Origin of the sequence: Azospira sp. I13 (assembly GCF_003112695.1) — a bacterium.
In the GTDB taxonomy this organism is placed as follows: domain Bacteria; phylum Pseudomonadota; class Gammaproteobacteria; order Burkholderiales; family Rhodocyclaceae; genus Azospira.
On the sequence record NZ_BFBP01000025.1, the window covers coordinates 41,533 to 63,309 of the forward strand.

The 21,777-nt window shown below is 65.4% G+C and carries 21 protein-coding genes; 16 read left to right on the forward strand and 5 right to left on the reverse strand.

Annotated elements, in window-relative coordinates; translation table 11 throughout:
• Positions 1 to 76: 76 nt before the first annotated feature.
• Positions 77 to 730 carry a DUF3108 domain-containing protein gene (locus AZSI13_RS15930; protein ID WP_109042174.1) on the forward strand — a complete coding sequence of 218 codons (654 nt, stop codon included), beginning with the start codon at positions 77 to 79 and terminating at the stop codon, positions 728 to 730.
• Here AZSI13_RS15930 and AZSI13_RS17650 read toward each other — a convergent pair.
• A complete protein-coding gene (locus tag AZSI13_RS17650) occupies positions 720 to 1,124 on the reverse strand; it encodes a bacteriohemerythrin (RefSeq protein ID WP_165833583.1) in 405 nt (134 codons plus the stop codon). The two genes, AZSI13_RS15930 and AZSI13_RS17650, sit on opposite strands and share 11 nt — an antisense overlap.
• A gap of 118 nt (positions 1,125 to 1,242) precedes the next feature.
• On the opposite strand from AZSI13_RS17650, the gene AZSI13_RS15940 reads away from it, so the two are divergent.
• The 5 genes from AZSI13_RS15940 (at position 1,243) to AZSI13_RS15960 (ending at position 8,607) form a co-directional block, all read left to right on the forward strand.
• Entirely contained in the window at positions 1,243 to 3,978 is a 2,736-nt protein-coding gene (locus tag AZSI13_RS15940) for an EAL domain-containing protein (protein ID WP_109042175.1), read from the forward strand.
• 158 nt (positions 3,979 to 4,136) lie between these two features.
• Positions 4,137 to 5,465, forward strand: coding sequence for an RsmB/NOP family class I SAM-dependent RNA methyltransferase (locus AZSI13_RS15945; RefSeq protein ID WP_109042176.1), 1,329 nt, complete (start codon positions 4,137 to 4,139; stop codon positions 5,463 to 5,465).
• Between the two features lie 3 nt (positions 5,466 to 5,468).
• Complete coding sequence (locus AZSI13_RS15950) at positions 5,469 to 6,749, forward strand: mechanosensitive ion channel family protein (protein WP_109042177.1); 1,281 nt, start codon at positions 5,469 to 5,471, stop codon at positions 6,747 to 6,749.
• A gap of 212 nt (positions 6,750 to 6,961) precedes the next feature.
• On the forward strand, positions 6,962 to 7,336 hold the full coding sequence (locus AZSI13_RS15955) for a c-type cytochrome (RefSeq protein WP_268807542.1): 375 nt from the start codon (positions 6,962 to 6,964) through the stop codon (positions 7,334 to 7,336).
• Complete coding sequence (locus AZSI13_RS15960) at positions 7,333 to 8,607, forward strand: NAD(P)/FAD-dependent oxidoreductase (RefSeq protein ID WP_109042178.1); 1,275 nt, start codon at positions 7,333 to 7,335, stop codon at positions 8,605 to 8,607. Before AZSI13_RS15955 ends, AZSI13_RS15960 begins: the two co-directional genes overlap by 4 nt.
• An 87-nt stretch (positions 8,608 to 8,694) precedes the next feature.
• Here AZSI13_RS15960 and dut read toward each other — a convergent pair whose 3' ends face one another.
• Both dut and coaBC read right to left on the reverse strand, forming a co-directional pair.
• Positions 8,695 to 9,144 carry a dUTP diphosphatase gene (gene dut, locus AZSI13_RS15965; RefSeq protein ID WP_109042179.1) on the reverse strand — a complete coding sequence of 150 codons (450 nt, stop codon included), beginning with the start codon at positions 9,142 to 9,144 and terminating at the stop codon, positions 8,695 to 8,697.
• A 38-nt stretch (positions 9,145 to 9,182) separates the two neighbouring features.
• Positions 9,183 to 10,364 carry a bifunctional phosphopantothenoylcysteine decarboxylase/phosphopantothenate--cysteine ligase CoaBC gene (gene coaBC / locus AZSI13_RS15970; protein ID WP_109042180.1) on the reverse strand — a complete coding sequence of 394 codons (1,182 nt, stop codon included), beginning with the start codon at positions 10,362 to 10,364 and terminating at the stop codon, positions 9,183 to 9,185.
• Between the two features lie 90 nt (positions 10,365 to 10,454).
• Between coaBC and radC the strand changes: the two genes are divergently transcribed.
• The 4 genes from radC to rpmG all read left to right on the forward strand — a co-directional run bounded on the left by radC (position 10,455) and on the right by rpmG (position 12,173).
• On the forward strand, positions 10,455 to 11,132 hold the full coding sequence (gene radC, locus AZSI13_RS15975) for a DNA repair protein RadC (protein WP_109042181.1): 678 nt from the start codon (positions 10,455 to 10,457) through the stop codon (positions 11,130 to 11,132).
• A 73-nt stretch (positions 11,133 to 11,205) separates the two neighbouring features.
• A complete protein-coding gene (locus tag AZSI13_RS15980; RefSeq protein ID WP_109042182.1) occupies positions 11,206 to 11,583 on the forward strand; it encodes a PilZ domain-containing protein in 378 nt (125 codons plus the stop codon).
• A 172-nt stretch (positions 11,584 to 11,755) separates the two neighbouring features.
• Entirely contained in the window at positions 11,756 to 11,989 is a 234-nt protein-coding gene (gene rpmB, locus AZSI13_RS15985; protein ID WP_109042267.1) for a 50S ribosomal protein L28, read from the forward strand.
• A 28-nt stretch (positions 11,990 to 12,017) separates the two neighbouring features.
• Entirely contained in the window at positions 12,018 to 12,173 is a 156-nt protein-coding gene (gene rpmG / locus AZSI13_RS15990) for a 50S ribosomal protein L33 (RefSeq protein WP_014236622.1), read from the forward strand.
• Between the two features lie 453 nt (positions 12,174 to 12,626).
• On the opposite strand, the gene AZSI13_RS15995 is transcribed toward rpmG, so the two are convergent.
• On the reverse strand, positions 12,627 to 13,127 hold the full coding sequence (locus tag AZSI13_RS15995; protein ID WP_109042183.1) for a disulfide bond formation protein B: 501 nt from the start codon (positions 13,125 to 13,127) through the stop codon (positions 12,627 to 12,629).
• A 264-nt stretch (positions 13,128 to 13,391) separates the two neighbouring features.
• Between AZSI13_RS15995 and AZSI13_RS16000 the strand changes: the two genes are divergently transcribed.
• The 6 genes from AZSI13_RS16000 to AZSI13_RS16025 all read left to right on the forward strand — a co-directional run bounded on the left by AZSI13_RS16000 (position 13,392) and on the right by AZSI13_RS16025 (position 20,219).
• A complete protein-coding gene (locus AZSI13_RS16000; RefSeq protein WP_109042184.1) occupies positions 13,392 to 15,617 on the forward strand; it encodes a bifunctional diguanylate cyclase/phosphodiesterase in 2,226 nt (741 codons plus the stop codon).
• Entirely contained in the window at positions 15,614 to 15,886 is a 273-nt protein-coding gene (locus AZSI13_RS16005) for a hypothetical protein (protein WP_109042185.1), read from the forward strand. Before AZSI13_RS16000 ends, AZSI13_RS16005 begins: the two co-directional genes overlap by 4 nt.
• 42 nt (positions 15,887 to 15,928) lie before the next feature.
• A complete protein-coding gene (locus AZSI13_RS16010) occupies positions 15,929 to 16,639 on the forward strand; it encodes a winged helix-turn-helix domain-containing protein (protein ID WP_109042186.1) in 711 nt (236 codons plus the stop codon).
• Positions 16,626 to 18,065, forward strand: coding sequence for an ATP-binding protein (locus AZSI13_RS16015; RefSeq protein ID WP_109042187.1), 1,440 nt, complete (start codon positions 16,626 to 16,628; stop codon positions 18,063 to 18,065). The genes AZSI13_RS16010 and AZSI13_RS16015 overlap by 14 nt, the downstream gene beginning before the upstream one ends.
• A gap of 521 nt (positions 18,066 to 18,586) precedes the next feature.
• Positions 18,587 to 18,823: a hypothetical protein gene (locus tag AZSI13_RS16020; protein WP_109042188.1), complete on the forward strand. Its 237-nt coding sequence runs from the start codon at positions 18,587 to 18,589 to the stop codon at positions 18,821 to 18,823.
• A 766-nt stretch (positions 18,824 to 19,589) separates the two neighbouring features.
• Entirely contained in the window at positions 19,590 to 20,219 is a 630-nt protein-coding gene (locus AZSI13_RS16025; RefSeq protein WP_165833585.1) for a DUF5610 domain-containing protein, read from the forward strand.
• Between the two features lie 164 nt (positions 20,220 to 20,383).
• Here the strand turns inward: AZSI13_RS16025 and radA are convergent, their stop codons facing one another.
• Positions 20,384 to 21,754 carry a DNA repair protein RadA gene (gene radA / locus AZSI13_RS16030; RefSeq protein WP_109042189.1) on the reverse strand — a complete coding sequence of 457 codons (1,371 nt, stop codon included), beginning with the start codon at positions 21,752 to 21,754 and terminating at the stop codon, positions 20,384 to 20,386.
• Positions 21,755 to 21,777: the final 23 nt, after the last annotated feature.

Sequence of the window (21,777 nt, forward strand, 5' to 3'; positions counted from 1 at the left end):
CACAACGGCAAGCCCCGTCGGACCCGCGAACGGGGAGAGCCAAAGCCCTGAGACTTCGACCGCAGCGCCTGCCGCCATGCCTGCCCTGCCGCCCCGGGGCCGCATCCGCTTTGCCGTATTCAAGGGGGATCAGAATTTCGAGGTGGGCCAGAGCATCCACGAATGGCAGGTGGTGGATGGGGCCTACCAGCTCACCGGCGTGACCGAGACGACGGGGCTGGCAGCCCTCTTCAAGCCGGTGCGGGTGTCTTACGAGAGCCGAGGGCAGCTGCTGGCGGCGGGACTGGTACCGGAACATTTCGTCTCCCGCAAGAACGGCAACGAAACGGGGGACCGGGCAGAATTCGACTGGCCGGGCGGCAGCATCGCCCTGGGCAAGGAGGGGCGGCGCCAGAACCTGCCGGCGGGCGCCCAGGATTTCATCAGCTTCTATTACCAGTTCGGCCTGCTGCCCGCCCTCGGCAACAGCGTCGAATTGACGGTGGCAACCGGGCGCAAGCTGGAAACCCTGCGTTTTATGCGGGTCGGGGAGGAAAACCTTGCCCTGGCCTTCGGCACCGTGCCTACCCTCCACTATCGGGCAGCGGGTGAGAGCACCACGGAGGTCTGGCTGGCCACGGAGCGGAGCCTGTTGCCGGTGAAGATTCGCCACATCGATAAGAAGGGCGAGGTCTTCGATCAGGTGGCCACGGAACTGCGGGCCGATGGCGAAGTGCCGGCTAGAGAATGAAGGTGCTCAGTTCCCGGTCGGTACGCTGGATGTGTTCGACGATCCAGCGCTTCAGGTAATCGACGAAAGCCGCCAGTTCCTCCGGTGCCACTTCCCGCCCCTTGAGGGCCGCCACCCGCTCGGCGAAGCGGCGATGCTCCTGCAGGTGTTTTTCCACGTGGGGCGGCCGACCTGGGAGGGTTTCCATCATGGATTCCTCGGTACCAAAGTGGAACAGCACATAGCTGCTGAGGCGCGGCAACACCTCCGCCAACGCGGCCCGGCCGGCGGCATCGCCACCATTGCCGGACACGGCCAACTGGGCCCGCTCCAACTCATTGATGAGGCCGATGAGTTCCTGATGCTGCAGGTCGATCTCGCGGATACCGGTAGCGAGGCTCTGATCCCATTTCAAAGGCATAGACATCCTGTGGCTGAGGGCGCAAACACGGCGCATTGCGCATGGCGAAATAGCGGGAAAAGTAGCATAGAATGCGCTATCCCTTCCCGTTTCCGATTCTAGCCAAATCAGCGTGGACATTCCTGCCTCGTCGCCCTCCGACAGTCCGGCCGAGCCCTCCGGCCAGCCCCTGTCCCTGACCACGCTCAAGCGCCAGGCCTTGTGGCTGCTGCTGGCTTTCTTTCTCGCCATTTCCTCCCTGGCGGCCTACAACCTGCGGGAAAAAGCGGCGGAGCGGCAAAGCGCCCGGCTGATCCACGGCTGGACGGAAACCAGCATTGAAATCAGCCAGCTGGTTCACGAACTGCAGAAGGAGCGGGGTCTCTCCAGCGGCTACATCGCCTCCGGCGGCAAGCGCTTCGGCGCTGCCCTCGCTTCCCAGTACTACCTCACCGACAGCGCCGTGGAACGGCTCTACGCCGTCAGCGACCGGGATTCTGCCCTGCGGCCGACGCTCCAGGGATTCGAGGCCCTCTCCCAGCTGCGGGCCGGGGTCATGGAGTTGCGCCTCTCCCGGGAGGCGGTGGTGGACCGTTACTCCGCCCTCATCACGCCTCAGTTCGACCATCTCATGGCCACCATGAGCGTCGGCCGGGTAGGCTGGATCTACCGCCAGCAGCTGGCCTTCATCTTTTTCCTGCAGACCAAGGAAATGGCCGGCCAGGAACGGGCCCTGGTCACCGCCATGCTTTCGGCAGAAGATTTCGGCGCCCTGCGCATGGCCGCCTATCACCGCATCAAGGCGGTGGAAGAAGCACGGCTGGAGAAGTTCCGCCAGCTGGCCGACCCGGAAACCCTGACGGCCTACGACCGGATCAGCCAAGAACCCTTCGTGGTCCAGGCCGAACGCATCCGCCGCCTCATCGTCGCCGTGGCCGCCAGCCAGGAGAAGCCGGCCATCCGCTACACGGCGGAACAATGGTTCGACCTGGCCTCCCGCCGCATCGACGCCCTGGGGGAGTTCGAGAAGGTGCTGAGCGGCCGCCTCCTGGCCAGCTCCCGGGCCCTGGAGGAAGAAGCCGAGTGGGCCCTGGTCTTCAACGCCCTGGCCGTGCTGATCTCCTTCGCCCTGGCCGCCGCCCTGCTGGTCAAGCTGTGGCGCGGCAAGCAGGAGGCGGAACAGAACCTGCACCTGGCGGCCAAGGTCTTCGGCCACAGTGTCGAATCCATCCTCATCACCGACGCCGACTTCCGCATCATCGAGGTGAATCAGGCCTTCACCCGCATCAACGGCTACCGCCGGGAGGAGGTGCTGGGCAAACACCCGCGTCTGCTCCAATCGGGCCGCCACGACGAGGCTTTCTACACCGCCATGTGGCAGAAGATCAACCGCCACGGCAGCTGGGAAGGGGAAATCTGGAACCGGCGCAAGAGCGGCGACATCTACCCCGGCCTGCTCTCCATCGTCGCCGTGAAAGACCGCAAGGGCGCCATCAGCCACTACATCGCCATGACGGTGGACCTGACCCAGTACAAGGAAACGGAAGCCCTGCTGGAACAGCTGCGCACCTTCGACCCCCTGACCGGCCTGCCCAACCGGGAGGCCTGGCATTCGGCGGTGGATCAGGCGGTGGCCACGGCCCAGCGCAACAACGGCCATTTCGCCCTGCTTGAAGTGGGCCTGGACCGATTCAAGGTGATCAACGAATCCCTGGGCCTGGAGGCCGGCGACAAGGTGCTGGTGGCGGCGGCGGAAAACATCAAGCGCCTGCTGCGCCGCTACGACGTGGCCGCCCGCTCCGGCGGCGACCGCTTCTCCATCCTGCTGCAGGACATGAACGACCCCCGGGACATCGGCGCCTTCTGCGAACGCCTGCTGGCCGCCTTTGCCCTGCCCATCGGAGTGGATGGCCAGGCCCTGCATGTCTCCGTCAGCCTGGGGGCGGTACTCTACCCGGCGGACGGCGCCACCACCGGGGCCCTGCTGAAGAATGCCGAATCCGCCCTCTACGGCGCCAAGGAAGAAGGCCGGGCCTGCTACAAGTTCTACTCGGCGGAAATGAACGCCGCCAGCAACCGTTTGCTGGTACTGGAGCAGATGCTGCGCCAGGCTCTGGAGCGGGGTGAGTTTTCCGTGGTGTACCAGCCCCAGGTGAGCGCCGGCAGCCGGCGCCTGGTGGGCATGGAGGCCCTGCTGCGCTGGCACAACCCGGAGCTGGGCAGCATCTCCCCCATCCAGTTCATTCCCATCGCTGAGGCCACCGGCCTCATCCTGCCCATCGGCGCCTGGGTCATGCAGCAGGCTTGCCGCCAGGCTGAGGCCTGGCGCAGCCTGTTTGGGGTGGACCTGCCGGTGGCGGTGAATCTCTCAGCCCGCCAATTCCGCCACGAGGACCTGATGCAGACCGTCGCCGGCTGCCTGGCGGACAGCGGCCTGCCGGCCCGGCTGCTGGAGCTGGAAATCACCGAAGGCCTGCTCATCCACGACCCCCAGGGGGCTGCCGCCATTCTCGACACGCTGCGGCAGAAGGGCATCAAGGTAGCCCTGGACGACTTCGGCACCGGCTACTCCTCCCTTGCCTACCTGAAGACCTTGCCTCTGGACCGCCTCAAGCTCGACCGCGCCTTCGTCAAGGACCTGCCCAACAACGCCAGCGACCGGGCCATCGCCTGCGCCATCATCGCCCTCGGCCATAACCTGGGCCTAGAACTGCTGGCGGAAGGGGTGGAGAACGACGCCCAGGCCGCTTTCCTGCGCAATTCGGGCTGCCACGTCTTCCAGGGCTACCTCTACGGACGCCCGATGACGCCAAAGGAACTGGAAGAAGCGGTGCGACAGGGTAAACTAGCGGTTTCGGCGGCAAGCTGATCAGGCTTCATGCCACCTGACCGAGGCTGCTGCGGCCTTCCCCAGCCTAAACCTGCCAAGTCGGCCGTACCAGCCAGCCCCCGGGCGGCGACCAGCCCTGCCGCCACGCCCTCTCCGAACCCGCCGCCCTGCGGCTCAAAGAACTGCGACCTGCCTCCATGAATCGAGCTCCTGCCCCCGCCCTTTTTCAACACGCCATCGCCGCCCTGTCGGAGGTGTTGCGCCTGACGCACCCGGCAGACGCCATGCTGTCCCGCTACTTCCGTGAGCACAAGCAGCTGGGCCACCGGGACCGGGGTTTCGTGGCTGAGGCGGTATTCGCCGTGCTGCGCCACAAGCGCAGCCTGGAGGCCCTGGTCATGCCCCAGGTCAATTCCCGCCGCCTGCTGCTGGCTCACCTGGCCTGCCACCAGGACCTGGACACCGAAGCCCTGGGCTCGTTGCTGCGCGGAGGCGAGGCGGAGTTGGTGGAACACCTGCGCCAGCGCCGGGATGCCATCGCCCGGGGGGAGGACTGCCTGGACCCGGCCGGCCCCCTCAGCCACAGCGCTCCCGCCATCGCCCTGGATCTGCCGGACTGGCTCTACCAGCGCCTGCTGGCCCAGTACGGTGCCGAGGAAGTGCAGGCCCTGGTGGGCGCCCTCAACCGCAGCGCGCCCCTGGATCTGCGGGTGAATAGCCAGAAGGCCGAGCGGGAAGCCGTGGCCGCCCAGCTGGCCAAGGATGGCATCGCCTCCCAGCCCACCCCCTACTCCCCCCTGGGCCTGCGCCTCAAGGGCAAGCCGGCCCTCTCCCGCCACCCCCTGTTCCTGGAAGGCGCCTTCGAAGTGCAGGATGAGGGCAGCCAGCTGCTGGGCCTGCTGCTCAACCCCAAGCGGGGCGAGATGGTGGCCGACTTCTGTGCCGGCGCCGGCGGCAAGACCCTGCTGCTGGGCGCCCTGATGCGCTCCACCGGCCGCCTTTACGCCTTCGACGTATCGGAAAAGCGTCTCGCCAACCTGAAGCCGCGCCTGGCCCGCTCCGGCCTCTCCAACGTGCACCCGGTGCGCATCGACAGCGAGAACGACACCAAGATCAAGCGCCTAGCCGGCAAGCTGGACCGGGTGCTGGTGGACGCGCCCTGCTCGGGCCTCGGCACCCTGCGCCGCAACCCGGACCTGAAGTGGCGCCAGAACGAGCAGGCCATTGCCGAGCTGACGGCCAAGCAGACCGCCATTCTCAACGCTGCTGCCCGCCTGGTGAAGGTCGGTGGCCGTCTGGTGTACGCCACCTGCAGCCTGCTGCAGGAAGAGAATGGCGCCGTCGCCGATGCCTTCCTGGCGGCCCACCCGGAATTCGTCGCCGTGCCGGTAGCCGGCCTGCTGGCGGACCAGGGCATCACCCTGCCGGGCCTGGAAGCCATGCCTGAGAACCGCCTGGCCCTGCTGCCCCACCACCACGACAGCGATGCCTTCTTCGCCGCTGTCTTCGAGCGCCGTCCGGGGTAAGCCATGGAAATGCTGCCGACCCTGCTCCGGGATCTCTGGGACGACCTGCGCAATCCCCAGATGCTGTGGCAGGCCGCCGTGCTGCTGGTCTGCCTGGGCACCGCCTTCTTCGCCGCCCGCCACGTGCGGGGGCGCATCCAGGCCACGCCGGAGCGCTGGCATGCCGGCCGCAGCGGCGTAAACCGCCTGCTCTTTCCCCTCATGGCCCTGGGCCTGGTGCTGCTGGCGCGGCCCCTGCTCAAGCCTTTCATGCACGTCAATCTGCTCTCCCTGGCCGTGCCCCTGCTGCTTTCCCTGGCGATCATCCGCATGGTGGTGTACATCCTGCGCAGGGCCTTTGCCCCTTCCGGCTGGCTGGCGGCCTCGGAGCGCCTGGTGGCCACCCTGATGTGGGGCGGCGTGGCCCTGCACATCACCGGCCTGGACGTGCCGGTAATCGAGGCCATGGAGCAGGTGCAGTTCGCCGTCGGCAAGCAGAAGCTGGATCTGTGGATGATCCTGCACGGCCTGGTGACGGTCTTCGTCACCGTGCTCGGTGCCCTGTGGCTGGCCGGCATGGCCGAAACCCGGCTGATGGCGGCAGACAAGCTGGATTCCAACCTGCGGGTGGTGCTGGCCCGGGTCATGAAGGCCCTGCTGACCCTGGTGGCGGTACTGGTCAGCCTTTCCCTGGTGGGCATCGACATCACCACCCTCTCGGTCTTCGGCGGCGCCCTGGGCGTGGGCCTGGGCTTCGGTCTGCAGAAGATTGCCAGCAACTATGTGTCCGGCTTCATCATCCTGCTGGACCGCTCCATCCGCCTGGGCAGCGTGCTATCCATCGACGCCAACACCAGCGGCGTGGTCACCCAGATCACCACCCGCTACACGGTGCTGCGGGGCCTGGCCGGTACCGAATACCTGATTCCCAACGAGCAGTTCGTCGCCAACGTGGTGCAGAACCAGTCCTTCACCGACACCCGGGTTTTCCTCAAGACCGCCGTGCAGGTGGGCTACACCGCAGACGTGGAGCGGGCCATGGCCATTTTGGAAGAGATCGCCCGCAGCCAGCCCCGGGTGCTGGAGGATTCGCCGCCCCGGGCCTACCTCACCGGCTTTGCCGACAGCGGCATCAATCTGGAGGTGGGGTTCTGGATCGCCGACCCGGAATCCGGCACCGGCGCCCTGCGCTCGGACATCAACCTGGCCATCTGGAAACGCTTCAAGGCGGAAGGCATCGAGATTCCCTTCCCCCAGCGGGAAGTGCGAATCCTGGGCAACGACACTGCCGCCACCCAGGGCTGACGGTGGTGTAAAGACTTTGTGCCTGCAGCCTCCGGAGTCCCGGCTCCGGAGGCGCCCCCCGACAAAATTAGACACTGGTTATAAATCCCCGGGTTATAACTCTCAGACCAAAATATTCCACTCCCCCGGAAATCCAGGGCTGGCGCGGCGTTGCTATACTCCCAGCGCTTCTGCCCAACCGCATTTCAGCGTTTTCCGGAAAGGGAATTTCCATGGCCGCCGCGCCTGCTTCCTCGCCGTACCTCCCCCGCCCCCCGCACCGCCCCCTACCCCTGGCATCCCTTTGCCTCGGCCTCCTGCTCGGCCTGGGCAGCGCCCTGGCCCAGGCTGCCGACCCCTATCTGGCCCGCAATCTGGCCGCCACCTGCGCCAACTGTCACGGTACCGACGGCCGGGCCCAGCCCGGCTCTGCCCTGGATTCCCTGGCCGGCCAGAACCAGGCCCAGCTGCTGCAAAAGCTGGCAGGCTTTCGCGACGGCAGCCGGCCGGCCACCATCATGCAGCAGATCGTCAAGGGCTACAGCCCGCAACAACTGGAACTGATCACGGCCTACCTGGCCGCCCAGAAGCGGGAGGAAAAGCCATGACCCTGCAGCGTCGCGATTTTCTCAAGGCCGCCGGCCTGGCCTCTGCTGCCGCCCTGGCGGGCTGCGCCACGACGCCCCCCCGGGCCTCCGGCCACGTCGTCGTCGTGGGTGGCGGCTACGGTGGCGCCACCGCAGCCAAGTACCTGCGCAAGTGGAGCGAAGGGGGCGTCCGCGTCACCCTGGTGGAACGGGACCCGGCCTTCGTTTCCTGCCCCCTCTCCAATCTGGTGCTCTCCGGCGATCGCCGCCTGGAAGACCTGACCGTCTCTTACGATGGCCTGAAGAACCGCTGGGGCGTGCGCCTCATCCAGGACGAAGCGGTGGCGGTGGACCCGGTAAAGCGCACCCTGCGCCTGGCCGGCGGCGGCGAACTGAACTACGACCGGCTGGTGCTCTCCCCCGGCGTCGAATTCCAATGGGACAAAGTGCCCGCCCTGCAGGCCCCGGAAGCCCGGCAGCAGATTCTCCACGCCTGGAATGCCGGCCCCCAGACGGTGGCCCTGCGCCGCCAGCTGGAAGCCATGCCCGATGGCGGCGTCTTCGCCATCAGCATTCCCAAGGCACCCTACCGCTGCCCCCCCGGCCCCTATGAGCGGGCCTCCGTGGTGGCCAGCTATTTCAAGGCCCACAAACCCCGTTCCAAGGTACTGATCCTCGATGCCAACGAGGAGATCATTTCCAAGAAGGGGCTGTTCCTCAAGGCCTGGGAAGAGCTGTACAAGGGCATCATCGAATACCAGCCGAACCAGCAGCTGGTAGATGTGGATGTACGCAACCGCACCGCCCTGCTGGAATTCGACAAGGTCCGGGCCGACGTGCTGAACGTCATTCCGCCCCAGCGGGCGGGCGCCATCGCCCGGGCAGCCGGGCTCAAGCTGGTCAATGATCGCTGGGTGGATGTGGACTGGCTGACCACCGAGGCCACTGCCACCCCGGGCATCCACGTGCTGGGCGACGCCACCTTCTCCGCGCCCACCATGCCCAAGTCCGGCCATATGGCCAACCAGCATGCCAAGGTGGCAGCGGCGGCCATCCTCAACCTGCTGGCCGGCGAGGCACCCAATCCAACGCCAGTGGTGATGAACACCTGCTACAGCTTCCTCAGCGGCAGCGAGGCCTGCCACGTGGCCTCCATCCACCAATACGACACAGAGAAGAAGACCGTCCTGCCGGTGCCCGGCGCCGGTGGCCTGTCAGCAGCCCGCAGCACGGCGGAGGCCCAGTACGCCTTCAGCTGGGCCCGCAATATCTGGGCCGATGCCCTGGCCTGAAACACTGCGGCGACCGTCTGGCCAACAAAAAGGCCCCGGGGATCACCCGGGGCCTTTTGCATTCAGGTACGGTGCGGTGCCGGCGACTCAGCTCTTGCCGGTGCTGCCGAAGCCGCCTTCGCCCCGGTTGCTGGCGGCGAACTGGTCCACGATATTGAACTTCACCTGCAGCACGGGCACCACCACCAGCTGGGCGATACGGTCCAGGGGATTGATGACGAAGGCTTCCTTGCCCCGGTTCCAGGTGGAAACCATGATTTCGCCCTGGTAGTCGGAATCGATAAGGCCCACCAGGTTGCCCAGGACGATGCCGTGCTTATGGCCCAGGCCCGAGCGGGGCAGGATCATGGCGGCCATGCGCGGGTCGTTGAGGTGCACCGCAATGCCGGTGGGAATGAGCACGGTCTCGCCCGGGTTGAGTTTGACCGGCACTTCGACACAGGCCCGCAAATCCAGCCCGGCAGAACCGGCAGTGGCGTATTCAGGGGGACTTTCGTGCAGGCGGGGGTCCAGCAGTTTGACGTCGACAGGGTGCATGGGGTCTCCGGGAGTCAGGATCGGAAAATCGGCGCGGCTCAGGCCAGGCGCTCGGCAATGGCTGCCACGATGGCCCGGGCCACCTCGGCCTTGCTGGCCGTGGGCAGGGGGTGGGCACCGGCGGCATCGAACAGCACCACGGTATTGTGGTCGCCGCCGAAGCCGTCGGTAATCAGGTTGCCCACCACCAGGGGCAGCTTCTTGTTTACCCGCTTGCCTTCGGCGTAGGTGGGCAGGTCGTGGCTTTCAGCGGCAAAACCGACGCAATAGGGCGGCTTGGGCAGGGCGGCCACATCGGCCAGGATGTCCGGGTTTTTGACCAGGTCCACCTGCATGGTTGCGGCACTTTTCTTGATCTTGCGCTCTGCCGGGGTCGCCGGCCGGTAGTCGGCCACGGCGGCGACGCCAATGAAAACATCGCTGGCCGCGGCCTTGGCCAGTACGGCCTGGTGCATTTCCAGGGCCGCCGTCACATCCACCCGCACCACGCCCCGGGGGCAGGGCAGGCCGGTGGGGCCGGACACCAGCAGCACTTCGGCCCCGGCCTGGCGGCAGGCCCGGGCCAGGGCGTAGCCCATTTTGCCGGAGGAGAGATTGGTGATGCCCCGCACCGGGTCCAGGGCTTCGAAGGTGGGTCCGGCGGTGAGCAGCACCTTGCGGCCCGCCAGCACCTTGGGCTGGAAGAAGGCGATGATCTCTTCCAACAGCTCGGCCGGCTCCAGCATGCGGCCATCACCAGTCTCGCCGCAGGCCTGCTCGCCGCAGCCGGGGCCGAGAATGGCGATGCCGTCAGCAGCCAGGGTGGCGGCGTTACGCTGGGTCGCCGGGTTTTCCCACATCTGCCGGTTCATGGCCGGGGCCACCAGCAACGGGCAATCCCGGGCCAGAACCAGGGTGGTGAGCAGGTCACCGGCCTGGCCCTGGGCCACCCGGGCCAGGAAATCGGCGGAGGCGGGAGCCACCAGGATCAGATCGGCCTCCCGGGAGAGGTCGATGTGGGCCATGTTGTTGGCCATCCGGGCGTCCCACTGGTCGGTGAACACGGGCTTTCCGGACAGGGCCTGGAAAGTCACCGGGCCGACGAAATGGGTGGCCGCTTCGGTCATCACGACCTGGACTTCGGCCCCCTGCTTCAATAACAGGCGGGTCAGCTCGGCGGCTTTGTAGGCGGCGATGCCGCCGGTGATGCCGAGTACGATCTTTTTGCCCAACAATTCCATTGTCGTAATCGCTAGAATGGCTGATTCGCCGGATTCTACTTGATCTCCCCGGCTGCCCAGGCAAAAACTCCACCTCCATCCCCTTCAATTATGGCAATCAGCGACTGGCCCGAAGACGAACGCCCCCGTGAGCGCCTCCTCCGGCAGGGGGCTGGCGCCCTTTCCGATGCGGAACTGCTGGCCATCTTCCTGCGCGTCGGGGTGCGGGGCAAAAGCGCGGTGGACCTGGCCCGGGAGCTGCTGCAACGGTTCGGCAGCCTCAATGGTCTCTTTGCCGCCGGCCAGCGGGAACTGGCGGCAGTGCCCGGGATGGGGAATGCCAAGTACGCCCAGATCCAGGCCATACTGGAAATGGCCCGGCGGGCCCTGGGTGAGGAATTAAAACAGGGTACCGCCTTCGCCTCTCCGGGTGCCGTGCGGGACTATCTGCGCCTGCGCCTGGCCGCCGAACCCCGGGAAGTCTTTCTCGCCTTGTGGCTGGATGCCCGCCACCAATTGATTACAGCCGAGGCCCTGTTCCATGGCACCCTGACCCAGACAGCCGTTTACCCCCGGGAGGTGGTGAAAACGGCACTGGCCCACAACGCGGCCGCAGTCATCTTCGCCCACAACCACCCCTCCGGCGTCGCCGAGCCCTCCCGGGCCGATGAGCAACTCACCGCGGCCCTGAAGCAGAGCCTGGCCCTGGTAGACGTGAAGGTATTGGACCATTTCGTCGTGGCCGGCAACGCACCGCCCCTTTCGTTTGCTGAACGGGGCTTGCTCTGATTTAAATCAAACAGAAGGGAACGACCAAAGTTATACTGGCGCCAGTCAGATAACGCGAACCATTCCTAATAAAATGAAAGAACAGCGCCAGCACATCCGGCATCCGGCCCGATGGCAATGCATGATCGTGCTCGATTGCCAGCCCGGCACGGTCTACCATGGCCGGACCCATGACCTCTCAGAAGCGGGAGCGGCGGTCCTCACCGACCACAACTTGAGCACCACCAGCCCCTTTACCATGATGTTGTCGGTCCCCCCCACCCACAATCAGGGCAAGCCCATTGTTCTGGAAATTCGCTGTCACATGGCCTATTCGGTACACTCCCACAAGCACTGCTGCTTCCGCCACGGGGTCCAGTTCACCAGTTTCAAGGGTATGGCCAAATCCCAGCTGCAGCGTGTGCTCATCGAACACTTCCTGCCCAACCAGCAGGAACAGCACTTCGGTTAAGGCCGCCGCCTTGTAGTGCCCGTGACAGCCCAACCCGGGCCGATACAGGCAGGGCGCGGAATGCAGCTGCGAAACGCAACATCCTGTAGAAAAAGTAAAAATAGTCTTGATATCCCCCTAGGGCTTGCGCTACAATCGCGGGCTTTCCTTCCAAGTCTTCTGGAGCAAAATCATGGCGCGTGTCTGCCAAGTGACGGGCAAGGCCCCGATGGTCGGGAACAACATTTCCCATGCCAACAACAAAACCAAGCGCCGCTTCCTGCCGAATCTGCAGTATCGCCGCATCTGGGTTGAGAGCGAAAACCGCTTTGTCCGCCTGCGCGTTTCCAACGCCGGCCTGCGTGTAATCGACAAGAAGGGCATCGACGTGGTCCTGGCCGACCTGCGTGCCCGCGGCGAAGTGTAAGCACTTCACGAGCTAAGGAGCTGTAACCATGCGCGAAAAGATCAAGCTGGAGTCCACTGCTGGGACCGGCCATTTTTACACCACCACCAAGAACAAGCGGACCAAGCCCGAAAAGATCGAGATCAAGAAGTACGATCCGAAGGTCCGCAAGCACGTGATCTACAAGGAAACCAAGCTGAAGTAATAAGCCCCTTGGCTTGGCTACTGAAAACCCGCCCCCGTGGCGGGTTTTTCTTTTTCTGCAGGTGTTTCTTCTGGTACTTCAACTCCTGAACAGCACGTCCTTACCTGGCACCTGGCACCACCTCAGGGCTTGTTGGGTTATCGGGGTTCGCTGCTAACTGGAAAATAGAGGCGGAAGACGCGCCTTGCGCTACCCATCCCGGCATCACAGGCGGGGGTTACCATCCCACCCCACTTTGGTCCCGCAGTCGTTGAACGGCGCGATCTACCCTGAGACCTCCTCGCATCTTCATCGTTCCTGCCGTCAGCAGGACCCCTAGCAGGGAGGGCATCACCCCTCTCCGCGTAGCAATACGCCTTTCCCCCGTGCTGCTGGGCAAGGTCGCTGCCATGCGGCAAAGACTCGCCTTTGCCATACCGCGAATCAGGTAGCCGCCGGCCAGTCCGGCACGATTCAAATACTTGCGGGGCGACGGGCAATGACCGGCAGACCGACAAGGACGCCGCCAAAACAAAGAATGGACCAGTTGGCCATGCTCAACTGCAGGAAGGTCCAGTCCCGGGCGGAACAGAAGCCCGTTGCCATGAACAGGGGCGGATATTGCATACCCAGCCAATCCACCAGGCGTTCGATGGCATTCGGGTCGCCGTAGGCGCACTCCAGGGCGGGGTCCGCCACCCATTGCAGCCAGGTCTGGTAAACGGCGGTAGCCATGCCGCCCAGCGCCGTCAGGGCAATCAGGCCTAGCCAAAGGCCTCGCCCCTTGGGCCAGGCCAGCCCGCCCAGGGCAAGAACAGCCACCAGCATGTACAGCACCCGCTGGAAAATGCACAGGGGGCAAGGCTGCAAGCGCTCCATCTCCTGGATGACCAGACCGGCGGAAACCAGACTGATGCAGCCCACAGCAAGAAGTAGATAACCGGGGCGACCGGCCAGACGATTGAGGAAAGGCATAGGGAGGGTAATGAGGGAGGGGCAATGGCCACGCGGAAGAAGGAAGGCACCACCGATGGGTGCCCCGTCATTGTGCCAGTCCTGGAGGGCGACTCAATAGGGGGATAACCGCAGGGCGCCGGACGGGGCAGAACGGGGAACGAGCGGTCATGGCACAGGCCTGCAAGACCGGGCCCCATGGCGCACCGCAACAACCAGGGCGCGGGGCATTTGCTACACTGCCCGCACAAAAAGAAAGCACCACCCTGCAGAGGAGGAGACCTCTTGTCCCCGCAACACCACGATCAAGCCCCCCCCGGCGAAAGCGGCCGGCTGCGCCGCCTGCTGGCCTTGCTGGCGGAATGCCACGATGCCATGGCTGCCGCCACCGATGAAGCGGACCTGGCCGACCGTTTCTGCCATGCATTGAGCGGCCCCGGCGGCTACAGCCTAGCCTGCGCCGCCCTGCAGGACGAGCAGCAGCAACGCCTGGTGGCCATCCGCGGCATGGAGGAAGTCTGGGGCGATATCGCTCTGCCCAGCGAATGGGCCGAGCTGGACCGCTTCCCACCACTGGCCGCCTTTCCCGGCACCCTTTCCCTGCCGCTGGAAGCCCGGGGCCGAGCCCTCGGCCGCCTGCGCATCTACGCCGCCAACCAGGCCTACTTTTCCAGCGAAGAACATGAACTGCTGCAGGACGTGGCCACCCTCCTCGCCTTGGGGCTGGCCGTGCTGCGGGTCGGGGGCGAGGCCGAGGCCGCTGCCCGCCGCGAGGCGGGAGAGGCCCTGCGCCTGCGCGACCGGGCCCTGGAGTCCTCCTGTAACGGCATCATGATCACCTCGGCCACCCAGCTGGACCACCCCATCACCTATGTAAACCCGGCTTTCGAGCGCATCACCGGCTACAGCGCCGCCGAGGTAGCCGGCCGCAACGGCCGCTTCCTGGTGCGGGATGATCTACAGCAGAAGGGCCTCAACGAAATCCGCTCCGCCCTGCGGGACCGCCGGGAAGGCCACGCCATCCTGCGCAATTACCGCAAGGACGGCACCCTGTTCTGGAACGAGCTGCACTTGGCACCAGTGCTGGACGAATCCGGCAAGATCACCACCCATTTCGTCTCGGTCATCAATGACGTGTCGGAGCGCATCCGCTACCAGGAACAACTGGAATACCAGGCCACCCACGATGTGCTGACGGGCCTGGCCAACCGCAGCCTGCTCGCCGACCGTATCGCCCAGGCCATTGCCCTGGCCCGGCGGGACCGGCGCCTGGTGGGCGTCATGCTCCTCGACCTGGACCGCTTCAAGGTAGTCAACGATGGTCTCGGCCATGCCCCGGCCGACACCCTGCTGAAAACCGTCTCCGAGCGCCTGAAGACGGCAGTGCGGGATACCGATACGGTGGCCCGCCTGGGCGGCGACGAATTCGTCATCGTCGTCGGCGACCTGCTGGATGCAGAGGACGCGGCGGTGGTCGCCGGCAAGATTCAGCGTGCCCTGGCCCAGCCCCTGCTGGTGGAAGGCAAGGAGCTGTTCGTCACCGCCTCCATCGGTATCAGCCTCTTCCCCCGCGACGGCGAAACCGGCGACATCCTGCTGCGTAACGCCGACGTGGCCATGTACCGGGTCAAGGAATACGGCCGCAACAACTACCGCTTCTACCTGCCGGAAATGAGCAGCATGGCGCTGGACAGGCTGGATATGGAGGGCAATCTGCGCCGCGCCCTGGAAACCGACGAATTCCAGGTGTACTACCAGCCCAAGGTCTCCCTGCGGGACGGCACCATCGTCGGCGCCGAGGCCCTGCTGCGCTGGATGCACCCGCGCATCGGCCAGATCAACCCCTCCGAATTCATTCCCCTGGCCGAAGAATCGGGCCTCATCATCCCCCTCGGCGAGAAGGTCCTGGAGATGGTCTGCCAGCAAATCAGCGCCTGGCGGGAAGAGGGACTGCCCAGCCTGAAAGTGGCCATCAACATCTCCGCCCGTCAATTCCGCCAGGAAAACCTCAGCGAAACGGTGCGCCGCCTGCTGACGGAATACCAGGTCCCCGGCGAAATGCTGGATATCGAACTGACCGAATCCATGGTCATGCACGACACCGACCACGCCGCCCTGACCCTGCGGGAGCTGAAGGATCTGGGCGTCACCCTCTCCCTGGATGACTTCGGCACCGGCTATTCCAGCCTTTCCTACCTGAAGCGCTTCCCCATCGACTGCCTGAAGATCGACCGTTCCTTCGTCCGCGACATCAACAGCAATCCGGACGATGCCGCGATTGCCCATGCCGTCATCGCCATGGCCCACAGCCTGAGTCTCAACGTGGTGGCCGAAGGGGTGGAGACGGAAGCGCAGCTGCGCCTGCTGCAAAGCCACGGCTGCGATGAATTCCAGGGCTACTACTTCAGTCGCGCCGTACCGGCTACCGATTACGCCCTGCTCATCGGCCAGGGCAAGACCCTGGCCGACCTGGAGGCCCAGCGCGCCGCCGGCATAGAGGATGCGCCATGAGCAGCAAGAACCTGGTCTGGCGCCTGGTAGACCGGGCGGCCCTGGCGGAGCACCTGCACTCCCGCAAGATCAAAGACTCCCTGGCCACCCCGGAAATCAGCCTCTACCACTGCCGGGAGAGCGGCCATGGCGCCCGGGACAGCATCGCCCTTTCGCTGCCCGACGGCCAATGCCTGCTCATCACCCTGCCCGAAACCCCCGCCGGCCACCCGGAACGGCGCAAGCGTTCGGCCCAGCCGGCCACAAGCGAGGCAGACACCGGGAAGTGAAGACGCGGTAAACTCAGGCCTTTCCCCAACGCCTGGAACATCATGGCCGCTCCCCGCATTCTCCTGGTCGAGGACGACGAACGCCTCGCCGAACTCACCGCCGAATACCTGCGCAAGAACGACTTCGAAGTCGCCATCGAACCCCGGGGTGACACCGCCTGCACCCGCATCCCCGCCGAAAACCCGGATGTCGTGGTGCTCGATGTGATGCTGCCGGGCAAGGACGGCTTCGACGTCTGCCGCAGCGTGCGCCCCCAATACCAGGGCGTCATCCTCATGCTCACCGCCCGGGACGAGGACATGGACCAGATTCTTGGCCTCGAACTGGGGGCCGACGATTTCATCTCCAAGCCCGTGCAGCCTCGGGTGCTGCTGGCCCGGGTACGCGCCCTGCTGCGCCGTGCCGGCCCGGTGGAAGGCGGCGAGAGCGGCGGTTCCGGTGACGAGCTGACCTTCGGCCGCTTCCGCATCAACCAGGCCACCCGCAGTGCCGAGCTGGGCGAGGCGACCATCGACCTGACCACCGCCGAATTCGACCTGCTCTGGCTACTGGCCTGCCACGCCGGCACCGTACTCTCCCGCGATGACCTGCTGCAGCGCCTGCGCGGCATCGGTTTCGACGGCCTGGACCGATCCATCGACGCCCGCATCTCCCGCCTGCGCAAGAAGCTGGGGGACGACCCGGACAATCCGGCCCGCATCAAGACCGTGCGCGGCAAGGGCTACCTCTTCTCCCGGCATGACTGGAATTGACCCCCGGCGCCTGCCGGAGCAGGAAGTGGAGCTGCCGGTAGAGGACAACAGCCCGGGCAAGGAACGGCGGGAGTCGGAACAGCGTTTTGCCCGCCTGGCCCGGGCCCGATATAGCCTCTCCCGGCTATTCTTTAATTTCTACCTGCTCGCCATGGGCTCCTTTGTCGGCATCGCCCTGATCGCCGACTTCGCCATTTCCACCGCCCTCCAGGGCATCACAGACGACTACGCCAAGCGCTTCATGCGCGGCACCATCGTCCTCATCGAGGATGAGTTGCAGCGCTTTCCCCGCCAGCAGTGGGAAAAGCAGATCAAGGCTCTGGACGAGAAATTCGCCTATCGCCTGGTCCTGGAAGACCTGGACCAAATCCTCCTACCGCCGAAACAGCGGGAGAAGCTGGAATTGGGCGACATCGCCATCGATTCCCACCGGGACATCATGTTCCACCGTATCCGCGGCGGCGACAAAGTACTGGTGGTAGGCCCCCTCTCCCCCGATCTGAACCCGGAATACCAGCGCGCCATTCCCCTGGAGCTGCGCATTCGCCTCATGACCTGGACGGCGATCGGCCTAGGCTTTGCGGTGCTGGTATGGCTGTGGATACGCCCTATCTGGCGCGACCTGGAATCCCTGCGCCAGACCGCCCGGGCCCTCGGTGAAGGGCGCTTCGAGGCCCGGGCCCCGGCGGCCCGCAGCAATCTCTTTTCTCTCCTGGCGGAAACCCTCAACGGCATGGCGGAACGGGTGCAGAAACTCATTGCCGCCCAGCGCGAACTCTCCAGCGCCATTTCCCACGAGCTGCGCACCCCCATCGCCCGCCTGCGCTTTGCCCTGGAAATGGCCGCCGACACCGATGACCGCAGCGAACGGGAACGGCACTGGAAAACCATGGAGGAAGACCTGGAGGAGCTGGACAACCTGATCGACTCCAGTCTGACCCACGCCCGCTTCGAGCGGGAGCGCCCGACCCTCAATCTCACCCCCATCGCCCTGGTGCCCTGGCTGGAAGAGGAAGTGGAAGACCTGCGCATCCTCGCCGGCACCCTGGTGCTGGAGGTAGATCTGGCCCATCTGCCGCCCAACCTGATGGCCCGCCTGGACCGCAAGTCCATGCCCTACGCGGTGCGTAACCTGCTGCGCAACGCCTTCAAGTACGCAAAATCCCGGGTCCGGGTGACGGCGGAGGTGAAGGGCGATGAACTGCTGATCCACGTCGAAGATGACGGCATCGGGGTCCCGGAGGACGAGCGGGAGCGCATCTTCGACGCCTTCACCCGCCTTGACCGCTCCCGGGATCGTACCAGCGGCGGCTACGGTCTGGGGCTGGCCATCGTCCGCCAGGTCATGGAGGCCCACGGCGGCCGAGCCTACGCCGACGCCTCCAGCATCGGCGGCGCCCGCTTCACTCTGGCCTGGCCGGGCTAAGCATCAAAGCCCGGGCCGCCATCCCGCAGCCCGGCCAATCCACTGGCTGGAATCTGCCGAATCAGCCTCACGCCAGCCAAACCCCGCGCCCCGCCTTGTTCCCAGGGCTATCAAGGCCTATTTATCGCCCACTGCCTCTTTTTTCCACCTCGCAGCGGTCATTCCTACCCACTTCCTCCGCGACGCACGGCGCTTTTCCACCACTCTTCTCCGCCACTGCTTTCCACCGCAGCCTCCCCCTGCCTGCCCGGCTGCCTTCACCATCACGCCGGCTTGCCCTGGCGCCAGCGCCCATGGGCCGGCAACGGGTTACAGAGCGTTACAAACGCTCACGCTAGCGGCCATGACGCCGGCCCCTCCCCGCCTCTAAAATCGCATTTGTCGATTTGCCGCACCCCTGCTGGATGCCAAGCAACCAGCGCAGTCCACGAGTTGGCCACAGCACGACCGCTTTCTGCCTCATCCGTCCCATCCGTTCCCATCCCGCTGCAAACCTCCCCGCCTTCTCTCTCCCACACCCCATGCCCCCTTCGCTTCGCTATCGCCTGCTGCGCTGGAAACACCGCCTGGCCGATCTCGTACCGACGGCCGAATGCTTCGGCGTGCTGCTTGGCGTGCTGGGCTTCGACCTGCTCACCGAAGGCCGGGCCAACCTGGGCAAGGCCCTGCTGGCCACCGGCCTCTTCGCCCTGATCATCGCCCTGTGGCGCATCTGGCGGCATCCCCGCTCCGGCAACCGCCCGCCCAAGGGCCCCTGATCCTCTCCGGGCAATGGGGCCGCCACCGGTGCTCCGTACCTTCCTGCGGCACGGCCCTGCCGAGCGTCCTACTGACCGTCCCCCCCCTTCCCACCCCCTTCCTTTTCCCGCCTTACCCCTTCTTTTCCCCTTGATACAAACCGTCAAGGTCACTCACCCCCGGTTACACAAGGCCCCTGCAATCACCACAGACGCAGCCCTTGCGCCTCCCTAGAATAGGTTCTGCGTTGACAGCGCATGACTCCCCCAAAAGTCCCATCCCCCTCCCCCCCTTGGATGGGCACCTCTCCAACCCCGCCTCCCCCGGCGGGGTTTTTTTTGCCTGTGGCGGCGCTCCAGCCCACGGATACGAAAGACGGGAGAACGCTCACATAGCGTTACACAAGGGTGCATGAATCACTACAGACGGCCGTACGAGGGACCCCTAGAATGGACTCATGCGTTGACAGCGCATGACTCCCCCAAGACCCATCTTCTCCTCCCTGGATGGGCCTCCTCTCCAACCCCGCCAACTTTGGCGGGGTCTTTTTTTGTGCCTTCCCCCTTATCCCTCCCCCTAGGCCCGGGGCCATGCAAACCCCGCCCGGGCCGTCATGCCGCCCCCCTCGCCCTCGCGCCTGGCCAAGGTGCCCGCCAGGCGGGCACTTCCGGGGTATTACACAATTAACTCAAGTCACTGACAGAATTGACGTTATTCCTCTTGGAGGCCCCTTAATAGCAGGCGCAAAAGACCTGTGCCGGGCCACAACAACAAGAGGAGCAAATCATGTCAAACGCCATTTCCGCAGTCTCGCGGCCGGGCAGCCCCGAGACTCAGGCCGCCCAGCCGTCCCAGGCGGCCAGTACGGCCCACACCCGGGTCTACCCCCAGGAGGAACACCGGGCCCTCAAGGTGGAACACCAGAGCCAGCAATACAAGGTGCAGATTCTGGAGTCGGCCCTGGACGTGTCGATCCAGGCCGGTAACGACTCCCAGGCCCTGCTCTTTCGCACCGCCATTGACCGCATCAATGAAGTCCTTGGCACCAAGGAAGGGCCGGAGGCTTTGCAAAAAGCCATGGCCCAGGACAATTCCCCGGAAGCCACCGCCGGCCGCATCCTGTCCTTCGCAACGGGCCTTTACGCGGCCTACGCCGCCAACCACCCGGATCAGGACCAGGCACAAAGCGCCAAGGACTTCGTCGATCTGATTCGCGGCGGCTTTGAAAAGGGTTTCAACGAGGCCAAGGACATCCTCCAGGGCCTCAATGTCTTCAACGGCGACGTGGAAAGCGGCGTTAACAAGACCTACGAACTGGTGCAAAAGGGTTTCGACGACTTCCTCGCCAACCTGCAAAAACCCAAGGAAGATGCCGGCAAGCCGGCGGCAGGCAGCAACGCTGCCACCCAGGCTTGAGGCGGCAAGGACGGGGCAAGGCACCAGCAAGGACAGAGCACCGAGCACAGGTCGGGCTCATCCGCCTTCCGTTGCATAGGCTACGACAGGCCGCCCCGATTCTGGAGAGAGACGCTGCCGGCCCAAACCCCGGGACGGTAGTCAACAAGGCTGCAGAGCGCCCCTCATTCCCATTCCCGCAGGCGGGACACCGCCTGCTCGATGCGCCCCACGCCGACCACTTCCAGGCCGGGAATCGGCTGCCGCGGTAGGTTGGCTTCCGGCACCAGGGCCCGGGTGAAGCCCAGCTTGGCGGCTTCCTTGAGGCGCTCCTGGCCCCGGGGCGCCGGGCGGATTTCCCCGGCCAGGCCCACTTCGCCGAAAACCACCAGTTTTTCCGGCAAGGGACGGTTCTTCAGGGATGAAATGATGGCCAGCAGCACCGGCAGATCCGCCGCCGGCTCGCTGATCTTCACACCGCCCACCGCATTGACGAAGACGTCCTGATCAAAGCAGCCGATGCCGGCATGGCGGTGCAGCACCGCCAGCAGCATGGCCAAGCGGTTTTGCTCCAGACCAACGGAAAGACGCCGCGGGCTCCCCCCCATGCTGGCATCGACCAGAGCCTGGATTTCCACCAGCAAGGGACGAGTTCCCTCCTGGGTCACCAGAACGCAGGAGCCAGCCACTTCCTGGCCATGCTGGGAGAGAAACAGCGCCGAGGGGTTGGATACCCCCTTGAGACCCCGGTCGGTCATGGCAAAGACCCCCAGCTCATTCACCGCACCGTAGCGGTTCTTCACCGCCCGGATGAGGCGGAAGGAGGAATGGGTGTCTCCCTCGAAATACAGTACGGAATCGACGATGTGTTCCAGCACCCGGGGGCCGGCCAGGGCGCCTTCCTTGGTGACGTGGCCCACCAGGATGACGGTAACGCCGGTGGCCTTGGCCAGCCGCGTCAGCTGGGCCGCGCATTCGCGCACCTGGGCCACCGAGCCGGGCGCTGAGGAGAGTTCTTCGGACCACAGGGTCTGGATGGAGTCGATCACCGCCACCTGGGGCTTTTCCGCCTGCAGGGTGCCGAGAATGCGCTCCAGGTTGATTTCCGCCAGCAGGGGCAACTGGCCCACTTCCAGCTGCAGGCGACGGGCCCGCAGGGCCACCTGCTGCCCCGATTCCTCACCGCTGACGTAAAGCACCTTGTGCTGGGGCGCCAGGGTGGCCAGGGCCTGCAACAGCAGGGTGCTCTTGCCGATGCCCGGGTCGCCGCCGATGAGCACAACGCCGCCGGCCACCAGACCGCCGCCCAGGGCCCGGTCGAACTCGGCCAGCCCCGTGGGCAGCCGCGCCGCCTCCCGGGCATCGATGTCCGCCAGGGCCTGGAGCCGGGGGGTGCCAGGAGCCAGGGCCTCGAAGCGCCGATTACCGGGACGGCTGGGTTCGGCCAGGCTCTCCACCAGGGTGTTCCAGGCATTGCAGCCCGGGCACTGGCCCTGCCATTTGCTCGCCTGGGCACCGCACTCGGTGCAGGCGTAGATGCTTTTTTGCTTCGCCATAGTGGGCCGCAGGATACACCAGG

Coding starts and splice junctions, on each gene's coding strand:
- AZSI13_RS15960 (WP_109042178.1), top strand. CDS start 7,333: ATGACCCTGCAGCGTCGCGATTTTCTCAAGGCCGCCGGCCTGGCCTCT.
- dut (WP_109042179.1), bottom strand. CDS start 9,144: ATGCACCCTGTCGACGTCAAACTGCTGGACCCCCGCCTGCACGAAAGT.
- rpmG (WP_014236622.1), top strand. CDS start 12,018: ATGCGCGAAAAGATCAAGCTGGAGTCCACTGCTGGGACCGGCCATTTT.
- AZSI13_RS15930 (WP_109042174.1), top strand. CDS start 77: ATGCCTGCCCTGCCGCCCCGGGGCCGCATCCGCTTTGCCGTATTCAAG.
- AZSI13_RS15950 (WP_109042177.1), top strand. CDS start 5,469: ATGGAAATGCTGCCGACCCTGCTCCGGGATCTCTGGGACGACCTGCGC.
- AZSI13_RS16020 (WP_109042188.1), top strand. CDS start 18,587: ATGCCCCCTTCGCTTCGCTATCGCCTGCTGCGCTGGAAACACCGCCTG.
- AZSI13_RS16005 (WP_109042185.1), top strand. CDS start 15,614: ATGAGCAGCAAGAACCTGGTCTGGCGCCTGGTAGACCGGGCGGCCCTG.
- coaBC (WP_109042180.1), bottom strand. CDS start 10,364: ATGGAATTGTTGGGCAAAAAGATCGTACTCGGCATCACCGGCGGCATC.
- AZSI13_RS16010 (WP_109042186.1), top strand. CDS start 15,929: ATGGCCGCTCCCCGCATTCTCCTGGTCGAGGACGACGAACGCCTCGCC.
- AZSI13_RS15980 (WP_109042182.1), top strand. CDS start 11,206: ATGAAAGAACAGCGCCAGCACATCCGGCATCCGGCCCGATGGCAATGC.
- AZSI13_RS15955 (WP_268807542.1), top strand. CDS start 6,962: ATGGCCGCCGCGCCTGCTTCCTCGCCGTACCTCCCCCGCCCCCCGCAC.
- radA (WP_109042189.1), bottom strand. CDS start 21,754: ATGGCGAAGCAAAAAAGCATCTACGCCTGCACCGAGTGCGGTGCCCAG.
- AZSI13_RS16025 (WP_165833585.1), top strand. CDS start 19,590: ATGTCAAACGCCATTTCCGCAGTCTCGCGGCCGGGCAGCCCCGAGACT.
- AZSI13_RS16015 (WP_109042187.1), top strand. CDS start 16,626: ATGACTGGAATTGACCCCCGGCGCCTGCCGGAGCAGGAAGTGGAGCTG.
- AZSI13_RS15945 (WP_109042176.1), top strand. CDS start 4,137: ATGAATCGAGCTCCTGCCCCCGCCCTTTTTCAACACGCCATCGCCGCC.
- AZSI13_RS15995 (WP_109042183.1), bottom strand. CDS start 13,127: ATGCCTTTCCTCAATCGTCTGGCCGGTCGCCCCGGTTATCTACTTCTT.
- rpmB (WP_109042267.1), top strand. CDS start 11,756: ATGGCGCGTGTCTGCCAAGTGACGGGCAAGGCCCCGATGGTCGGGAAC.
- radC (WP_109042181.1), top strand. CDS start 10,455: ATGGCAATCAGCGACTGGCCCGAAGACGAACGCCCCCGTGAGCGCCTC.